Genomic DNA, 16,472 nt, shown 5'->3' on the forward strand with positions numbered 1-16,472 from the left:
TACAATTTTCTTTAATACATCAACGGTTAGTAATTATACAACCTTGCTGATTGTCAGATAGTTTCTTACAGATCGCTTTAGCTTGGCTTATACTTTGGTAGTTACCTACTAATACTAAATAGAAAAAACTTCCTGTACTAGATTGTATCTTCTTAATATTTACTACCGTATTATTAAGAATTTTTGCATATTTTTTTTTGATTCTTTCTCCTTCTTGGTTAGCTTCTAATTCAGATTTTACCGAGGCTAGTTGAATTTTATAACCACCTTGATTCGACTTATTTAACTGTGTTTCATCAATTTTGCGATGTGATTCAGTAACTTTTATGACATTTAAACCAGCTTTATTATTAGATGGTTGAACTATTGGAACAAATTTTTGCTCTATTAAATTCTCTTTTTGCACCAAGTCATTTCTTACTATATTAGGTAAAATTGTTTCTGTTCCTTCTTCATCTTTACTTAGTTTGTGTTTTTCATACTTAGCTTGATCAGTTTCTACTATACTAAATAAAATCGTGTCTATCGAGTCAAGTTCTTCATCACTTTCTGCTAGTTTTTGTTTAGCAATATTTAATGGCTTTTCCGGTTCAGGTTGTAATATTACAGGTTTGTTGGTCTTTTTTTGTTGTAAACTCTCATAAATTATATTATTTGCATTTGGTATTACTATCCCACCACTATCTTGTGGTTTAATTTTTGTAGGTGATGGATCAGGGTAAATTATTACTACTTGACCACTATTTCGGCTGTAATTAGTATAAACTAAATATGTAATACCACTAATTATTGAGAGAATAATTAATAAGAGTAAAGTGCGGTTAGTCATCAACTTGTAAATTACAATACTTTATTACATTTTATTCATAGGTGTTACCCCTATAACATCAAAACCAACTTTTATAATCTTTTGAATAGATTTTGCTAAAGCAAGGCGAGCGGTGGTTAACTCTATATTATCTTCAATTAGAAACCGATAATCATTATTTTCCTTGCCAAAATTCCATAAAGCATGGAATTTTGAAGCTAAATTAATCAGATAAAAAGCTACTCTGTGGGGTTCAAAATATTTTGCCGAAATCTCTAAAACTTTTGACCATGAAGCAAGAAGTTTAATTATTTCTATTTCCTCTTCGCTGGAAAGCAACGACAAGTCATACTCATTCTCTAAGAATTTACCATATGCTTTTGGCATGGATTCTTTAGCTTTTTCCAGTATAGATATTGTCCTAACATGAGCATATTGTACGTAAAATACAGGATTATCTTTTGATTGTTCTTTTACTTTTACTAGGTCGAAGTCAAGAGCAATATCATTTTTACGGGTTAGCATTATAAATCTTATTATATCTTTACCTACCTCATTTGTTACATCTCGCACACTAGTAAAATTACCACTACGTTTTGACATCTTTATAGCGATACCGTTTTCAACAAAATTTACTAACTGGCAAATCTTAACATCAACTTTAACTTTTTCTCCACCAAGAGCTTTAACTATTGCCTCAATTCTTTTTACGTAACCACAATGATCTGCACCTAGAATGTAAACTAGATGATCAAAACCACGATCTATTTTATCCTTAGCATAAGCTAAATCAGAGGCAAAATATGACCAACTACCGTCAGATTTTTCTATTGGTCTATCTTGATTATCACCAAAAGCCGTAGATTTAAACAATTTCTGAGTTCTTGAATCCCAAGATTCATCTATTTTACCTTTAGGAGGGGACAACTGCCCCTCATATATTAGTCCCATTTTAGTAAGCATTTGTACAACTTCATCAATCTTACCACTATCATGCAGTGACTTTTCCGAGAAGAATACCTCGTGTTCAATATCTAGCTCCTTTAAATCCTGCTTAATTATAGCTAACATTTCTTCTACTGCAAAATCCTTAACGAGTTCATGACGTTGGCTATCGGTCATTGTTAATAATTTATCACCAAATTTTTCCACCAACTTTTGTCCAATATCTACCAAATATTCTCCAGGATAAAGCCCTTCTGGTATTACGATAACTTCTTTTGTTAATGCTTGTTTATAACGTAAAATAACTGAACTAGCTAAGTCATCCACTTGAGAGCCGGCATCATTAAGGTAATATTCTTTGGTAACAATATAGCCAGTACTATCTAGAACTTTGGCTAAAGCATCACCATAAACAGCACCTCTAGCATGACCAATATGCATAGGACCAGTTGGATTTGCAGATACATATTCAATATTAACCTTTTGATTATTACCAAAATTAATCTTAAAAAAATCCTCCTTATCCAGCAATATATCATTGATAGAGTTATGCCACATATCAGCTTTGATAGTAAAGTTAATAAATCCTGGACCAGCAACTTCTATAGACGCGATATATGGAAGAGGCGTTAATAGTTCTTTAAATCTAATAGCTAGTTCCTTAGGTTTAATATTTTGTTTTGCAGCGATAATCATAGCTATATTACTTGAAAGATCACCATTGAGATTATCTTTAGGAATTTCTATAGCCGCCAATTTTAACACATCTTCATTATCGCATATTTGTCTAGCTGCACTAATGATATCTTCACGTAATTTATTAAATATATTCATAAATCAAATATTATTAAAATTGAAGGAATAAATATCTTGATATTCTTGAATAGCGAAGCGGTCAGTCATGCCAGCTATATAATCTGCTACTATATCAGCTTTGGATTTTACATCCCCTGGTACAATTAATACCTTCCAACTAAATGGTAATAAATCAATATTATCCATATATACCCTAAATAACCCTTGTATAATATTTTGACACTTTAAAGTTATAGAAGTCAGTTTATTATGTTTATATACTTTATTATACAAGAATTGTCTAATTGCCGTTATATGTTCTTTTGTCTCGTCAGTAAAATCAACAATCTGATAATCAAGATGTCGTATATCAGCTGTTGTAGTTATTTTCTGTTTTTGTAAGTTATCATTTGTTTGTAGCAATAGATCGGTAATTAAATCACTCATCAATTTACGTACGATTTCATAAATAAGACGAGAAGTTGTTATATCCTTAAACTTAGACTTAATTTCAAAAGCATATTGATCAATAAATTTAATTTCTGCTAGATGATTAAAATCAATAATCTTAGCACCAACACTATCTTCCAAATCATGAGAAATATAACTAATATCATCAGCTAATGAAGCAATTTGAGCTTCAGCTGAGGAATAGTGAGCTAAGTCAAGATCATGTTGTAAATCATACTCTATTATATATTTAGGTATGTTATTTATTAAAGGACCATTATGTTTAACAATTCCTTCTAGCACTTCCCATGTCAAATTTAATCCATTATAAGCCGCATATCTTTTCTCTACTTTAGTAAGAATCTTTAATGAATGAGCATTATGGGAAAATCCACCATAATCTTCCATACATTTATTTAGTGCGATCTCCCCTGCATGACCAAAAGGAGTATGCCCAAGATCATGAGCAAGAGCTACAGTTTCAGCTAAATCACTTGATAAATTAAGGGTTTTAGCAATAGAACGTGCAACCGTAGAAACTTCAATCGAATGAGTAAGGCGATTTCGATAATGATCCCCTTCATGATTAATAAAAACCTGGGTTTTATATTGTAAACGTCTGAAAGCCTTTGAATGAATTATACGATCCCGATCTCGTTCAAATTCATTTCTATAAGATGTAGGATATTCATTAAACAATCTCCCCCTACTCTTGGCTGGATATACTGCATATGAAGCAAGCATATATTAACTCCTATTTAATCTGAATTCGATGTAACAAGTTACATCGAATGATGAAAAAAGTTAAAATGCACTCGCGTCAACCGCTTCAAGAGTGCATTTTTCCTTATAACAAAGCCAGTATAGAATTACCTAGCAAGTTTTTCAAGGTTTTTAAATGAAACTCTTGCAAAATTAGGTTTTTAGGATTATTCTAATGGTCTTTATAATATAAGATTATGTCAATAAAAGTTACTGATAATGCTTTTAAAAGAGTAGATGAGCTAATAAAATTAGAAAGTAATCCAAGTTTGGTTCTTAGAGTAGTTGTTGATGGTGGAGGCTGTTCTGGATTTGTTTATAAATACGCTCTCGTTCCAAGCAATGATATAACAAAAGATGACTGTACTATAGAAAAAGATAATATTAAAGTAGTTATCGATGAAATATCTCAGCAGCTTATGGTTGATTGTATAATAGATTTTATCGAAGAATTAGGTAGTTCCTATTTTGAAATTAGAAACCCCCTTGCAAAAAATAAGTGTGGGTGTGGTAATTCATTCTCTGTATAACTGTATATACTTAATTAACCTGAAGAGTTGGCAAAATGATTAAAAGTTATACTCATAGACTGTAAAAAGTAAGTTCTTCTCCTTGACTAACTTACTTGTCCCTAGTTATTATGCAACAAATCTAATAGAATTTCCTACTAATAAAATAGTAAACTGGTATAGACAGCATATATATAAAGGCAATAAAGGGCAACAAATACCATGGATATATAATAAGACTTATGATGATAACAGCAAATACCATCATTGCTAACGATAAATATTCATGTTTTATCTTAATATTTTTTGTTGAAAATGTTGGCAACCTACTAGCAAGTAAAAAAGCGATTAGCACAATATACAAACCTATCATAACGGTATGGATACGAACATTAATACCTAAAATACCACTCACTTCAAAATCTATAATCATGGGTACTAGAGCAAGTAAAGCACCGCAAGGTGCAGGTACGCCAGTAAAAAAATATTCTAGTTTCTTATTATGTACCTTATGAAGAATAGCAGTATTAAACCTTGCAAGCCTTAATGCCATGCATACGATAAATAATAATATAGTTCCCCATGAAAATACTTTATATTCATATTGCTGAAAAGACCATAAATATATAAGACCAGCCGGAACTATTCCAAAATTAGCAAAATCACATAATGAATCCAGTTCAGCACCAAACGGACTAGTAGCATTTAGCATCCTTGCTATCCTACCATCAATTCCATCTATTATAGCAGCAACTAAGGTGCAATATACAGCCCTTTCCCATAGACCATCCAACCCAAATTTAATGGCACTAATACCAACCACAAGACCCAATAAAGTGATAAAATTAGGAAGCAATTTTATAAATGGAATTGGTTTTGTTATTCTAACTTTACGTATTTTAATCAATTTATACCTATATACTTACTAATATTAAAGTAGTAAGAATATTACCTTTTTTCAAACTTAAGTTCAGATGTTTTCTTGATCCTAAAATCAGCAATAATAGTTTCTCCACCAACTGAAGTCTGACCCTCAGTAACACAAAGTGCAGTTTTAAGTGGCAAATAGACGTCAGCTCTACTACCAAATCGGATGATACCATACCTATCACCAACTCTAACCTCAGTATCTTCTTCTAAATCACATAATATTCTTCTTGCTATTAATCCTGCTATTTGAACAAAAGCAATTTTATGACCACTATTTGTTTCCATTAAAACAGACTGACGTTCGTTATATATACTTGCCTTATCAAGAGAGGCATTGAAAAATTTTCCTGGATTATAATGTAGGGATAAAATCTTTCCATTAGCTGGAATACGATTTACATGAACATTAAAAATATTCAAAAAAATACTAACTCTAATCATTTCCTGATTACCAAGACCAAGTTCTAGAGGAGGAACTGCCTCAGTTATTTTTTGCACTGTTCCGTCTGCTGGACTGACTACTAGATCGTCACTAATAGGGGTAAATCGATCCGGATTCCTAAAAAAATATATACACCAAATCGTTATAACTAATCCTACATATCCAAAACTATTATGAACAGTAGAAAGTAAAAAAGTCACAACTGCAAAGCTTACGATAAATATGTAGCCTTCACGATGAATAATCTTCGAAAAATCACTATATTGCTTCATTCTCATTCTCTAATTTTGTTACGTTATCCCATTTACTTAAGGGTAATTTAAAAGTTGGTAGGGCTTACAATAGAAACATCAGGCTAGTGCTAACCTGATGTTATATTCTAAACGGGGTATAAAGGTCAACCGATGATAAGTTTTGATAAAACTTAACGCACAATTTCCCATTGACCGTCTGGTCTACGACAAGCTTTCCCATAAACTTTTTCTTGCTTACCACCCACAACAGCTACCTGAGTATACTCACGGCAATACTGACCACTATCGTCTTTGAAAGCTTTGCTTGGTGTTACATACCCGTAATTACCACTATCTGGGTTACGCCACTCTACACTCTGACCACTAGGAGCAGCCTCTAATGCTTTCTGAGAACTTAGCTCTGCCAATTTCCTGTCATGTTCATCCATAGTTTTACCAATTTGACCACCAATAAGTGCTCCAGCTAAAACACCTATACCAGTTGCTGCAAGTCGCCCTGTGCCTTTACCAAATTGCGATCCTAAAAGTCCACCAGCTACACCACCAATTAATGTTCCACCACCTTGTTTATTCATACCGGTACAGCCATGCAACATTGTTGCTGCTAAAATAATTGCTATAATTTTGCATGTTAAATTCATAAAAACCATATGTTTAAGAGTTACGTTATTTGACACACCCTAGGGTTAGTATATACTATACACTAATATATACTAACACTAATACATTTTATACTATAAAATCGAAAATTTTATATGACTAATTCAGAACATCAAATTTTAATCAAGTCCTCATCTTATTTGTCTTTTAGTATAGCTGTATTCATTTTATTTATTAAATCTTATGCGTGGCTGGTAACTGATTCTCAGTCTATTCTAGCGTCTTTAATTGATACTATGCTTGATATTTCATCATCTCTTTTTAATTTGATTGCTATTCGTTTTGCACTGCAGCCACCTGATTATCACCATAGATTTGGTCATGAAAAAATCCAAGATTTAGCAATTTTTTCACAAGCAGTATTCTTTGTTGTTTCGGGTTTATTTATGGGTTTTTCTTCTTTAAGGTCTCTTGTTGATGGATCAGTTCCAAGCAATATAGAATCTGGCATTAATATACTATATTTGTGCATTATCCTAACTGTTATTTTGGTGGCTTATCAAACTTATGTGATAAAAAAAACTAGTTCTGAAATAATCAAAGTAGATAAATTACATTATTTTACAGATTTACTAACAAATATTGGTATAATTGTTTCTATAAAATTAAGTACTCGTTTTTGGTTCATAGATTCATTATTTGGCATTGGTATTGCAATATATATAATATATGCCTCTTATGCTTTATTCAGAAAAGCTTTTAAAAATCTTATTGATGAAGAAATGCCTGAAGAAGATAGAAAAAAAATTCTCTCAATAATTACTAGATTTAAAGAAGTAAAAGGTATACACGAAATGAAGACTAGATATGCTGCAAGTAAGCCGTTTATACAATGTCACATAGAAATGGATGGAGATATGTCATTGTATAGTTCTCATTATATTAGTGATAAAATTTATATTGCATTGTTATTAGAGTTTCCAGGTGCAGAAATAATTATTCACCTAGATCCATATGGTTATGAGGAAAAAGTGAATTACCGTGAAAACATCAACCAAATTTAACAATTTCTTCATGGAGGAGGCTTTAAAACAAGCACAATTTGCTTTTAATGAAAATGAAATTCCGGTAGGTGCTATTATAGTTAATAGAATAAGTAACAAAGTTATTTCAAAGGCTCATAATATTGTTGAACAAACAAAGAATCCGCTACTCCATGCTGAAATTGTCGCGATAAATCAATCTTGTCAAATTCTATCTAGTAAGAATCTATCAGACTGTGATATGTATGTTACTTTAGAACCATGTACAATGTGTGCTGCTGCAATATCTTTTGCTAGGATAGGTAGATTATTTTATGCAGCAAACGACCCAAAACAGGGAGGAGTTGAGAATGGTGGGCGTTTCTTTAACAGTAAATCTTGTTTTTACCATCCTGAAATATATAGTGGTTTTTCAGCAAAAATTTCTGAGAATTTAATGAAGGAATTTTTTAAAAAAGTCAGATCACTGGAATAGACAGGGTATACTTAAATGATTTGGAAAATTGGATTTGAAAATGAATGGTGAGTATGCTAGAGTATATAAAGGACAATATCTGCAACCAATGGAAGTTATTAATGAAACTAGATAAAATTGAGAATATCATAGTCGCACCACTATATATTATTATATTAATGGTTACCATACCGGTATTAAGCGAGACTATTTATACTCCCTCACTTCCTGATTTAGCCAAGGATTTAGCAATTAGTGCTAATTTAGCTGAATACACACTTAATATTTATTTGTTCGGTTTTGCTATTGGTGTTTTAATATGGGGTAATTTATCTGATTGTTATGGGCGTAAGCCTTGCGTACTTACAGGATTTTTGATTTATGCTTTATCATGCTTCATTTGTTATCTAGCAGATAATATTAGTGTTTTATATGGCTATTAATAAGCAGCAAATGGCGAAGAATAATTAATAGATTTCCCATTTTTATAAATCTTCTAAGCTCCATTTAGCTCTAGGACAGAAATCGAGTCGGTCAGTAAGATTGTTTTGTAGACGTTCTAGCCCAGCATAAGCGATCATAGCAGCATTATCAGTGCATAAATGTGCTGGGGGTAGTAAAAGTGCATATCCTTGAGTTGCAGCTTGATACTTAAGTATAGACCTCAAATAATCATTAGCAGCAACCCCGCCGGCAAGCACGCAAGTTTTTTGTGGCAATAGCGACTTACCTATAAATTCTTCATACATTCTAAAGCTATTAAGCATTTTTACTGACAAGATTTCTCCAACCACATATTGAAAGCTGGCTGCTATATCATTAATTTCTTGATCACCTATAGGTTCTAATTTGGATATTAATATGCGTACTGCAGTCTTTAAACCTGAAAACGACATATTACAGCCAGTTTGATGAATAATGGGTTTTGGTAAAATATATTTAGACGGATCGCCAAATTTTGCTCTTCTCTCAATTTCTACGCCTCCAGGGAAAGGCAAACCCAACATTTTAGCTACTTTATCAAAACACTCTCCAACCGAATCATCTATAGTTTGTCCTAAAATTTTATATTTGCCAAGGGAGGAAGCGGCAACAAATTGACAATGTCCGCCGGAAACTAATAGAAGTAAGTAAGGATATTCAGCCTTATTGGTTAATCTAGCAGTAAGTAAATGTCCTTCTAAGTGGTTAACTGCAATAAAAGGCTTCTTTAAGACACTAGCAATGGACCTAGCAAACATTGAGCCAACTATTACTCCTCCTATCAAGCCAGGACCGGAAGTGGCTGCGATTCCATCTATATCAGATAACTCAAGATGGCTTTCATCTAAAACATATCTAACTGCTTTTTCTAAATTCTGCAAATGTGATCTAGCGGCAATTTCCGGTACTACCCCTTGAAAAAGCTTGTGTTCTTGATGTTGGGAAATAACAACATTTGACAAAATTTCTTTATCTGAGGTGACTATTGCCACGCCAGTATCATCACAACTTGATTCAATACCCAATATTTTAATTATTGTAATCTCTCCTTTAGACTTACCTAGCATAAGTCAAAATAGTTGAGAGATTTTTAGAAGAAACGAAGCCGAGTACCGCAGCGTACATAAACGTACGTGAGGAGCGAAGGCGAGTTTCGACGACAAAATCACCAACTATTTTGACTTATGCAGAAAGTCTTTTAATAAATCATTCACTAAGTTAGGATTGGCCTTGCCTTCAGTTTTTTTCATTACTTGTCCTACAAAAAAGCCAAATAACTTATCCTTACCGCTTTTATAAGCAGCAACAGAATCAGGATTTTTCGACAATATTTCGTCAATTATAGCAGATAGTATACCACTATCTGACATTTGCACTAAGCCCTTTTCTTTAATAATTTTTTCCGGTTGCTCGCCAGTTTCAAACATAGTTTCAAAAACTACTTTGGCAATTTTCCCTGAAATCACCCCATCTTCTATTAACTTCACCATTTGGGCAAGCATTTTTGGGGTAATCTTACACTCATTTAAGCTAATGGCATTTTTATTAAGTTGACCAAACAACTCACTAATAATCCAATTAGCAAGTATCTTAGGATTGCATAAGGTCACTGCTGCTTCGAAATAATATGCTACCTGTTCATCAGCAGCAAGAACCTCAGCGTCATATGTGTTTAAACTATATTCTGCAATATATCTTTTAATTTTTGCATCCGGAAGTTCCGGTAGCTCCCGAGCTAATTGCTCTATCAGCTCCTCAGATAAAACTATTGGTAATAGATCTGGATCAGGAAAATATCTATAGTCATGAAATTCTTCTTTTAAACGCATTGTCCTAGTTTCACCAATATCAGCATCAAATAATCTAGTCTCCTGTATTATTGTCTGACCATTTTCGATTAAATTCACTTGCCTATTTGCTTCAAACTCTATTGCCCGCATAATATTACGAATCGAATTTATGTTTTTGATCTCACACCTTGTTCCGAGTGGATTCCCAGGAAGCCTAACTGAAATATTAGCATCGCAACGTAATGATCCTTTTTCCATATCACCATCACAACTTCCTATATATCTTAACAAAGCCCTGAGTTTACGAACAAATTCAGCTGTTTCCTCCGGTGAGCTAAGGTCTGGTTCAGTAACAATTTCCATTAATCCTACACCAGCCCGGTTTAAATCAATGAAACTATAATACGGAGATTGATCATGGATAGATTTGCCCGCATCCTGTTCTAAATGCAAACGATTAATTCTAATTTTCTTGGTTATTCCCTGCTGAGTTACTATGTCTAAATAACCATCTTGGACAATTGGATGATAGAATTGCGAGATTTGATATCCTTGCGGTAAGTCGGGGTAAAAGTAATTTTTACGATCAAATCTTGAATTAAGATTGATTTTTGCCTTAAGTCCGAGACCGGTCTTAATTGCTTGATGGACACAATATTCATTTAATACTGGTAACATTCCAGGCATTGCTGCATCAATTAAAGATACTTGTGAATTAGGAGGAGCAGCAAATTCGGCGGAACTAGCAGAGAAAAGCTTGGATTTTGAAGAAATTTGGGCATGTACCTCTACGCCTATAACATATTCCCATTTACCTGTATTACCAACAATATAAGCCATTTAAAATCTCTTTAGTTTACTATTAAAATGTGAAAAATTTTTAAGATTAAATCTTTATCATATTTTCGATAAAAATTGTAGTTTTTTATAAATCTTTATTTTTTACATCTTTTTTCGTGAGGTGATCCTTATATTACTTGCAAATTTTTTATATTAATGTAGATTCTTTCAATATTGGTGTATAAGCGTTTGAATAACTATAATTTTATGTCAAGCGTGGTTCTGAAATTGTCCACTACGGCAAGCCATTTTAGAAATTAAAAATTATAATTTAGTTAAGTTGTAATGAGCAAAGAAGAGCTAATTAACTTTGAAGGTGTTGTCCTTGAGCTTTTGCCTAACGCAACTTTTAGAGTGAAGTTGGAAAATGGTCATTTTATTATCGCCCATACTTCTGGTAGGATGCGTAAGAATCGTATTAGAATACTTGTCGGAGATAAAATTACAGTGGAAATGACGCCTTATGATCTAACAAAAGGTCGTGTTATTCACCGTCATTAGAGTCTTTCATATTTTATGTCAAATATAGAATCCACTTTTTTAAAACAACAGAATATACCTATAGTTCTAGCCTCACAATCACCTGCAAGACTTGAATTACTAAAAAGAATCAAGGTATTTCCTACACAAATTATTCCTGCTAATATAAATGAAACAGAGTACTTGCGAGAGTTACCAAACCAATTGGTAACAAGATTAGCACAGGAAAAAGCCGAGGTTGTTGCCAAAAAAATAAGTGGTGAAGCCATAATTATAGCAGCTGATACTGTTGTGGTTCACGGTAGAAAAATACTACCCAAGGCTTTAACAAGTGAAGATGTTAGATATTGCCTTAATATTTTATCTGGAAGGCGTCATAGGGTTTATACAGGTATTTGTATAATAAAAAAGACTCTCGAACAAGTGCTGCTGCGACAAAAATTAGTGAAAACCATAGTCAAGTTTAAAAGATTGAGCCAGCAAGAGATAGAATTTTACTGTAGCCTAGATGAAGGAATCAATAAAGCAGGCGGCTGTGGAATTCATGGATATGCCGAAGCCTTTGTTCCTAGCATATATGGATCTTACTCAAATATTATGGGATTACCACTACTGGAAACCATGCATATGCTTACTTCTTTAGGCTTTAAAAATATACCTCTTAAATAACCTGAATTCGATATAATATACTCAAATGATTTGAAGAAACTCTGAGGAAAAGCTGAGTTTAAACTTTATCAAGCCAATCAGAAAAACAACTAGCTTTGTCACAAGTTGGGAAATTAAAATATTGTTAAAACCTAAATTAAGTACTAATAATAGGTATATAATTAAATATTAATCATGGTATAACAATGAATCATATTTATACTAATCTTACTGCCAGTATATCAGAATTTAAGAAAAGTCCTACAGCATTGCTTGCTAAGTCTAGTGGTGAGCCTATTGCTTTATTGAATCATAATAAACCAACGGCTTATTTAGTTCCAGCTGAACTATACGAACAAATGGTTGAAATATTAGATGATAGAGATTTACTTAAACTTGCTGAAGAAAGACTAAAAGAAAAGAAAGAAGCTATAGCAGTTGATCTAAATGATTTATAAACTTTCATGTACACAAGTACAAAGTCTCAAAAACACTTAAAAGCCTCTATATATTATGCATTGCCGCCTTTATGTAATTCTTCATCATCTGTTATTTTAGCAGCATGCATTATAATGTTAAAATATGAGAAACAGAATTTTAATAAATAATGCTCAGTTATTATGTCAGTTGCTAAAAAATTATCAAATTTATCTTTTTCAGTATTGGCAGTATGCAATATATTTTCTTGAATATAAAGCCTATTAATAAGCTTAGCTTCTAATAAAGTAGTAATTACCACCCAAGTTACGAAATAACAAATATTACCAAATATACTGTCATCGATGATTAGATTGATAGGGCTATTATAATTATTTTGTTTGCTTACTGTATAAATTAATTCGCGAAGTATACTGTCATCGTATTTATTTGGTGCGTCGATAATTTTTATTATTGTAAAATTATTTTCCTTACAAAAATTGATCAAAGATTGCCTTATTAGTTCAAAACGGGCATGTGATGAATATAATAAGATAATGGCTTGTTGGTTGTTCATATGCGACCCCTTCTCTAATGTTTTAATAATTAAGAGTTTTGATCGCCAAAGATAAAATGATAAAAGAAAATTTTATAGGTTATATATATCTTGGCGATCGGGGAGTTCGAAAAACCTTTAAGAGACAGTTACGATAGCCTTTAGGCTTGAAGTTTACACACACCCCCCAAGCCTTGAACCATAGCTAGCATCTCCCCGACCATGGCAAATCGAAGAGCATCATTTTATCGGTTGATGCTTACCGCTCTTAAATGGAGGTTTCGACACCCCAAAATAACTTTACAGTTACTTCATTTTTAATTTTAAATTATTACTTAGCTAAAATCAACAATAAGTTTTTTTAATTATATCTTACGGTGATTTCTGAACCAACATCATTTACTGCAGGTGAAACTGTCAAGTGGCAACGATATTTAAACTCGATAATCAAGTTTTTCCTTAACCATCATTGCGAGAAGCCGCTGCAGGCGGCGACGTGGCAATCCAAGATACGCGAAGCATTACTCTAAAAAAACAGATTCGCTGTTTACCTAGATCGCCACGGCATCTAAAGACCCTTGCTATGACGATTATAGAAAAATGTACTATGGTATATATTATTCATCCTTATATACTCCCCACAATACTGTTTTAGGTAGCCATCCAGTATAATTCTTGCAGCATACCTGACAATAATCTTGTTTGCATTTATTAAGTAGGCAACGGACATAATTACTTACTCTTGCAACAATTTTATGTTGATCATTAGCTACTTGAGTCAGAGCTACTAATTTGGAACTTACCACAATCACCGATCTTTTACCGGACAATACACTTGAATGTACCCAGCCTCCTTCTCCTTTTATATCACGAATTTGCCTCCATTGTTCATATTCTGCAATAATTTCTACTGGTTCACCTTTTTTAACAAATACCCATTCTATAGGTGTTTTTATCGAAGGACCAACTCTAGCATTTACCTCATTAGCCTTTATTGAGGCAAATCTAGGTATCGGCAATTTCTGATTATCAGCTGTCGTTAGTAAAGGTGTAATGATCAAGATTATAAAAAGATATGACTGTTGCTTTAGTAACTTAATTGCCATGGTTATTCTTAATCATTCTCTTCTAATTCACGCAAAGCATCATCTCGTTTAGCTATTACATAATTACCTGATCTAAATTGCCCTTTGATACGATTTATTTCATATTCACTAAGACCAATAAATTTTAAAATTGTTCCACCAAGCTGTAACCCCGTCTCATAATTCTCTGGTATGATTGTTGTTGCTCCAGCATCATAAAATTCTCTAGCCTTCTCTAGATTCTTTAATCTTACAATAACTTCAAGATCTGGAAAATGACTTGAAATTGTTCGAAGAGATTTTTTGATAGTAACACTATTATTCATTGTAAGTACTAGAGTTAAAATCCTTTCTGCTCCCACAGCTTTTAGCGTATCAATCTGTGATACATCTCCTTTAAAAACTGGAAAGCCATTAGCTGTTTCTGCTTTTACAATCTCGTCATTAACATCTAGTGCTATATAATTGATTCCTTCAGCTTCCAATACTAATGCTACCATTCTACCAACACTACCAAAACCGGCAATTATTATATGGTTTGTTAAATCTCTTGCTCCAAGTTCTATAATTTGTATTGGAGTCTTGCCAAGTTGTTTATCAAGTCTTTCAGCAAGTTTTCTTCCTAAAATTGCCAGTAATGGAGTTAGTGCCATAGTACATGTCACCACTAATAACAGAACATTAGCCGTACTCTCTCTAATAACCTGAGTTTCTTTACCAAGACCGAATAAGATAAAAGCAAATTCTCCACCTTGTGATAATAATAAACCTGCATGCAAGGCTACTCCTTTATTAAAACCAAATAAAATGCAAGAGGCGGCAATAATTAGTGTTTTTACTACAATCAAGGCAATAGAACAAGTTAGTATAGTTGATATTTGAGCGTATATTTCTTGAGCGTCAATATTCATTCCAACGCTCATAAAAAATAGCCCTAGCAATAAGCTTTTGAAAGGGTATATACTTTCTTCAGCTTGCAACCGAAATTCTGTCTCTGCAACCAAAACACCTGCAACAAAAGCTCCTAAAGCAAGTGATAAACCAAAATATTCCGTGGCCCAAGCTGCAGAGAGAACTACCAATAGAGTCATGGAAATTGGTAGTTCGTTTATATCGCCATTGTCCGATGAAATTAACCCAAATAAAGGTCTTAGTAATACTCTACCTGCAACAAATATTGCAAGTAGTGCTATGATAGCCTTAAGCAAAGCTGTTCCTAGAGCTATCGCTAACGAATCTTTACTATTGCTAGCAAATAGTGGTACCATAACTAGCAATGGCACAACTGCTAGATCTTGTAACAACAAGATAGCTAGGGATATACGACCTAGTTGAGTTGATTGGCTACGGCTTTCCTCAATAACTTGCATAACAAGGGCAGTTGAGGATAAAGCAAGACCACCTCCAATAATAATTGCAGCACTACTATTACCGCTGATTAGTACAACAGCGGCAGCAATCACTATAGCTGTAGTTAACACTTGTAGTGAGCCAAGACCAAATACATACCGCCTCATTACCTTTAATCTTTCAAAAGATAATTCTAAACCTATAGCAAAAAGTAAAAAAACTACTCCTAATTCTCCTAGTAATTTTGTTTGATCATATGTTACAATCTTGAATCCATGGTCTCCAATTACCGCTCCTGCAATTAAATAACCCAAAACTGGGCTTAGATTAAGGCGTTTAAGTATTGCTACAACAAATACAGCTGTTCCTATTAAAATTATAATATTGATAAGAATATGCTCTTCCATTTACACCTTTTCCCTAGAAGTATTAATACATTATTTTTTAAATACACTAAGTAGTTTTCAGTAAAAAATCTAATATTTTTAATTTATTTTTTGCTCCACATCTCTTCCAACTTAAAATACTCTCTAGTTTCTGGATAGAAAATATTAACTAATACATTTCCAGCATCTATTAATACCCATTCAGATGTTCCAAGTCCTTCAATATTAGTATCGATATTAACTTGATGTTTTAACTCTAAAGCTAAATATTCAGCAATTGCTCCAACATTTTTAGTTGAACGCCCGCTTGCAAAAATAATATATTCAGCTAATGTAGTTTTTTGTCTTATATCTATTACTACTATATCTTCTGCTTTTTTTTCTTCTAAACATTTAACCATAAACTCTTTCAATAGTTCAGTATTTTCTATCATAATTATCTCCA

The 16,472-nt window shown here is 32.9% G+C and carries 19 protein-coding genes; 7 read left to right on the plus strand and 12 right to left on the minus strand.

Annotated features, from left to right (window positions below):
* Window positions 1–19 precede the first annotated feature (19 nt).
* From AAHM86_RS04790 to AAHM86_RS04800, 3 genes are read right to left on the minus strand one after another with little or no spacing between them, the layout of a single operon-like run.
* Entirely contained in the window at window positions 20–829 is an 810-nt protein-coding gene (locus tag AAHM86_RS04790; RefSeq protein WP_342267464.1) for an SPOR domain-containing protein, read from the minus strand.
* Between the two features lie 24 nt (window positions 830–853).
* Window positions 854–2,587, minus strand: a complete 1,734-nt coding sequence (gene argS / locus AAHM86_RS04795) for an arginine--tRNA ligase (RefSeq protein WP_342267465.1) — start codon at window positions 2,585–2,587, stop codon at window positions 854–856.
* Between the two features lie 3 nt (window positions 2,588–2,590).
* Entirely contained in the window at window positions 2,591–3,742 is a 1,152-nt protein-coding gene (locus AAHM86_RS04800; protein ID WP_342267466.1) for a deoxyguanosinetriphosphate triphosphohydrolase, read from the minus strand.
* 215 nt (window positions 3,743–3,957) lie between these two features.
* Between AAHM86_RS04800 and AAHM86_RS04805 the strand changes: the two genes are divergently transcribed.
* Window positions 3,958–4,290, plus strand: coding sequence for a HesB/IscA family protein (locus AAHM86_RS04805; RefSeq protein WP_341761872.1), 333 nt, complete (start codon window positions 3,958–3,960; stop codon window positions 4,288–4,290).
* A 121-nt stretch (window positions 4,291–4,411) separates the two neighbouring features.
* Here AAHM86_RS04805 and AAHM86_RS04810 read toward each other — a convergent pair whose 3' ends face one another.
* The 3 genes from AAHM86_RS04810 to AAHM86_RS04820 all read right to left on the minus strand — a co-directional run bounded on the left by AAHM86_RS04810 (window position 4,412) and on the right by AAHM86_RS04820 (window position 6,536).
* Window positions 4,412–5,176, minus strand: coding sequence for a phosphatidylcholine/phosphatidylserine synthase (locus AAHM86_RS04810; protein WP_342267467.1), 765 nt, complete (start codon window positions 5,174–5,176; stop codon window positions 4,412–4,414).
* 41 nt (window positions 5,177–5,217) lie between these two features.
* Entirely contained in the window at window positions 5,218–5,913 is a 696-nt protein-coding gene (locus AAHM86_RS04815) for a phosphatidylserine decarboxylase (RefSeq protein ID WP_341748140.1), read from the minus strand.
* A 152-nt stretch (window positions 5,914–6,065) separates the two neighbouring features.
* Complete coding sequence (locus AAHM86_RS04820) at window positions 6,066–6,536, minus strand: RT0821/Lpp0805 family surface protein (RefSeq protein ID WP_342267468.1); 471 nt, start codon at window positions 6,534–6,536, stop codon at window positions 6,066–6,068.
* 114 nt (window positions 6,537–6,650) lie between these two features.
* Here AAHM86_RS04820 and AAHM86_RS04825 point away from each other — a divergent pair, with 114 nt between their 5' ends.
* The 3 genes from AAHM86_RS04825 to AAHM86_RS04835 are packed head-to-tail and all read left to right on the plus strand — an operon-like array spanning window position 6,651 to window position 8,435.
* Entirely contained in the window at window positions 6,651–7,559 is a 909-nt protein-coding gene (locus AAHM86_RS04825; protein WP_342267469.1) for a cation diffusion facilitator family transporter, read from the plus strand.
* 10 nt (window positions 7,560–7,569) lie between these two features.
* Window positions 7,570–8,013, plus strand: coding sequence for a nucleoside deaminase (locus AAHM86_RS04830; RefSeq protein ID WP_341748425.1), 444 nt, complete (start codon window positions 7,570–7,572; stop codon window positions 8,011–8,013).
* A gap of 53 nt (window positions 8,014–8,066) precedes the next feature.
* Window positions 8,067–8,435 carry an MFS transporter gene (locus AAHM86_RS04835; protein WP_342267470.1) on the plus strand — a complete coding sequence of 123 codons (369 nt, stop codon included), beginning with the start codon at window positions 8,067–8,069 and terminating at the stop codon, window positions 8,433–8,435.
* A 42-nt stretch (window positions 8,436–8,477) separates the two neighbouring features.
* Here the strand turns inward: AAHM86_RS04835 and tsaD are convergent, their stop codons facing one another.
* The gene (gene tsaD / locus AAHM86_RS04840) at window positions 8,478–9,512 is read right to left on the minus strand and encodes a tRNA (adenosine(37)-N6)-threonylcarbamoyltransferase complex transferase subunit TsaD (RefSeq protein ID WP_342268386.1); all 1,035 of its coding nucleotides are present in this window, start codon (window positions 9,510–9,512) and stop codon (window positions 8,478–8,480) included.
* Window positions 9,513–9,647: 135 nt separating this feature from the next.
* The gene (gene gatB, locus AAHM86_RS04845) at window positions 9,648–11,105 is read right to left on the minus strand and encodes an Asp-tRNA(Asn)/Glu-tRNA(Gln) amidotransferase subunit GatB (protein ID WP_342267471.1); all 1,458 of its coding nucleotides are present in this window, start codon (window positions 11,103–11,105) and stop codon (window positions 9,648–9,650) included.
* Between the two features lie 285 nt (window positions 11,106–11,390).
* On the opposite strand from gatB, the gene infA reads away from it, so the two are divergent.
* The 3 genes from infA to AAHM86_RS04860 all read left to right on the plus strand — a co-directional run bounded on the left by infA (window position 11,391) and on the right by AAHM86_RS04860 (window position 12,691).
* Window positions 11,391–11,606 carry a translation initiation factor IF-1 gene (infA, locus tag AAHM86_RS04850; RefSeq protein ID WP_341748261.1) on the plus strand — a complete coding sequence of 72 codons (216 nt, stop codon included), beginning with the start codon at window positions 11,391–11,393 and terminating at the stop codon, window positions 11,604–11,606.
* A gap of 15 nt (window positions 11,607–11,621) precedes the next feature.
* Window positions 11,622–12,254: a nucleoside triphosphate pyrophosphatase gene (locus tag AAHM86_RS04855; RefSeq protein WP_342267472.1), complete on the plus strand. Its 633-nt coding sequence runs from the start codon at window positions 11,622–11,624 to the stop codon at window positions 12,252–12,254.
* 185 nt (window positions 12,255–12,439) lie between these two features.
* Window positions 12,440–12,691 (plus strand): type II toxin-antitoxin system Phd/YefM family antitoxin, encoded by a 252-nt coding sequence (locus tag AAHM86_RS04860; protein ID WP_341760858.1) that lies wholly within the window; start codon window positions 12,440–12,442, stop codon window positions 12,689–12,691.
* 53 nt (window positions 12,692–12,744) lie between these two features.
* On the opposite strand, the gene AAHM86_RS04865 is transcribed toward AAHM86_RS04860, so the two are convergent.
* The 4 genes from AAHM86_RS04865 to rsfS form a co-directional block, all read right to left on the minus strand.
* Window positions 12,745–13,227: a hypothetical protein gene (locus tag AAHM86_RS04865; protein WP_342267473.1), complete on the minus strand. Its 483-nt coding sequence runs from the start codon at window positions 13,225–13,227 to the stop codon at window positions 12,745–12,747.
* Window positions 13,228–13,823: 596 nt separating this feature from the next.
* Entirely contained in the window at window positions 13,824–14,312 is a 489-nt protein-coding gene (locus AAHM86_RS04870; protein ID WP_342267474.1) for an SH3 domain-containing protein, read from the minus strand.
* A gap of 8 nt (window positions 14,313–14,320) precedes the next feature.
* Window positions 14,321–16,048 (minus strand): cation:proton antiporter, encoded by a 1,728-nt coding sequence (locus tag AAHM86_RS04875; RefSeq protein ID WP_341748266.1) that lies wholly within the window; start codon window positions 16,046–16,048, stop codon window positions 14,321–14,323.
* Between the two features lie 83 nt (window positions 16,049–16,131).
* The gene (rsfS, locus tag AAHM86_RS04880) at window positions 16,132–16,461 is read right to left on the minus strand and encodes a ribosome silencing factor (RefSeq protein WP_341751565.1); all 330 of its coding nucleotides are present in this window, start codon (window positions 16,459–16,461) and stop codon (window positions 16,132–16,134) included.
* Window positions 16,462–16,472 lie beyond the last annotated feature (11 nt).

Source organism: Candidatus Tisiphia endosymbiont of Empis tessellata (genome assembly GCF_964031035.1).
Taxonomy (GTDB): domain Bacteria; phylum Pseudomonadota; class Alphaproteobacteria; order Rickettsiales; family Rickettsiaceae; genus Tisiphia.

Coding starts and splice junctions, on each gene's coding strand:
- AAHM86_RS04790 (WP_342267464.1), bottom strand. CDS start 829: ATGACTAACCGCACTTTACTCTTATTAATTATTCTCTCAATAATTAGT.
- argS (WP_342267465.1), bottom strand. CDS start 2,587: ATGAATATATTTAATAAATTACGTGAAGATATCATTAGTGCAGCTAGA.
- AAHM86_RS04800 (WP_342267466.1), bottom strand. CDS start 3,742: ATGCTTGCTTCATATGCAGTATATCCAGCCAAGAGTAGGGGGAGATTG.
- AAHM86_RS04805 (WP_341761872.1), top strand. CDS start 3,958: ATGTCAATAAAAGTTACTGATAATGCTTTTAAAAGAGTAGATGAGCTA.
- AAHM86_RS04815 (WP_341748140.1), bottom strand. CDS start 5,913: ATGAAGCAATATAGTGATTTTTCGAAGATTATTCATCGTGAAGGCTAC.
- AAHM86_RS04820 (WP_342267468.1), bottom strand. CDS start 6,536: ATGAATTTAACATGCAAAATTATAGCAATTATTTTAGCAGCAACAATG.
- AAHM86_RS04825 (WP_342267469.1), top strand. CDS start 6,651: ATGACTAATTCAGAACATCAAATTTTAATCAAGTCCTCATCTTATTTG.
- AAHM86_RS04830 (WP_341748425.1), top strand. CDS start 7,570: ATGGAGGAGGCTTTAAAACAAGCACAATTTGCTTTTAATGAAAATGAA.
- AAHM86_RS04835 (WP_342267470.1), top strand. CDS start 8,067: ATGCTAGAGTATATAAAGGACAATATCTGCAACCAATGGAAGTTATTA.
- gatB (WP_342267471.1), bottom strand. CDS start 11,105: ATGGCTTATATTGTTGGTAATACAGGTAAATGGGAATATGTTATAGGC.
- infA (WP_341748261.1), top strand. CDS start 11,391: ATGAGCAAAGAAGAGCTAATTAACTTTGAAGGTGTTGTCCTTGAGCTT.
- AAHM86_RS04855 (WP_342267472.1), top strand. CDS start 11,622: ATGTCAAATATAGAATCCACTTTTTTAAAACAACAGAATATACCTATA.
- AAHM86_RS04860 (WP_341760858.1), top strand. CDS start 12,440: ATGAATCATATTTATACTAATCTTACTGCCAGTATATCAGAATTTAAG.
- AAHM86_RS04865 (WP_342267473.1), bottom strand. CDS start 13,227: ATGAACAACCAACAAGCCATTATCTTATTATATTCATCACATGCCCGT.
- AAHM86_RS04870 (WP_342267474.1), bottom strand. CDS start 14,312: ATGGCAATTAAGTTACTAAAGCAACAGTCATATCTTTTTATAATCTTG.
- AAHM86_RS04875 (WP_341748266.1), bottom strand. CDS start 16,048: ATGGAAGAGCATATTCTTATCAATATTATAATTTTAATAGGAACAGCT.
- rsfS (WP_341751565.1), bottom strand. CDS start 16,461: ATGATAGAAAATACTGAACTATTGAAAGAGTTTATGGTTAAATGTTTA.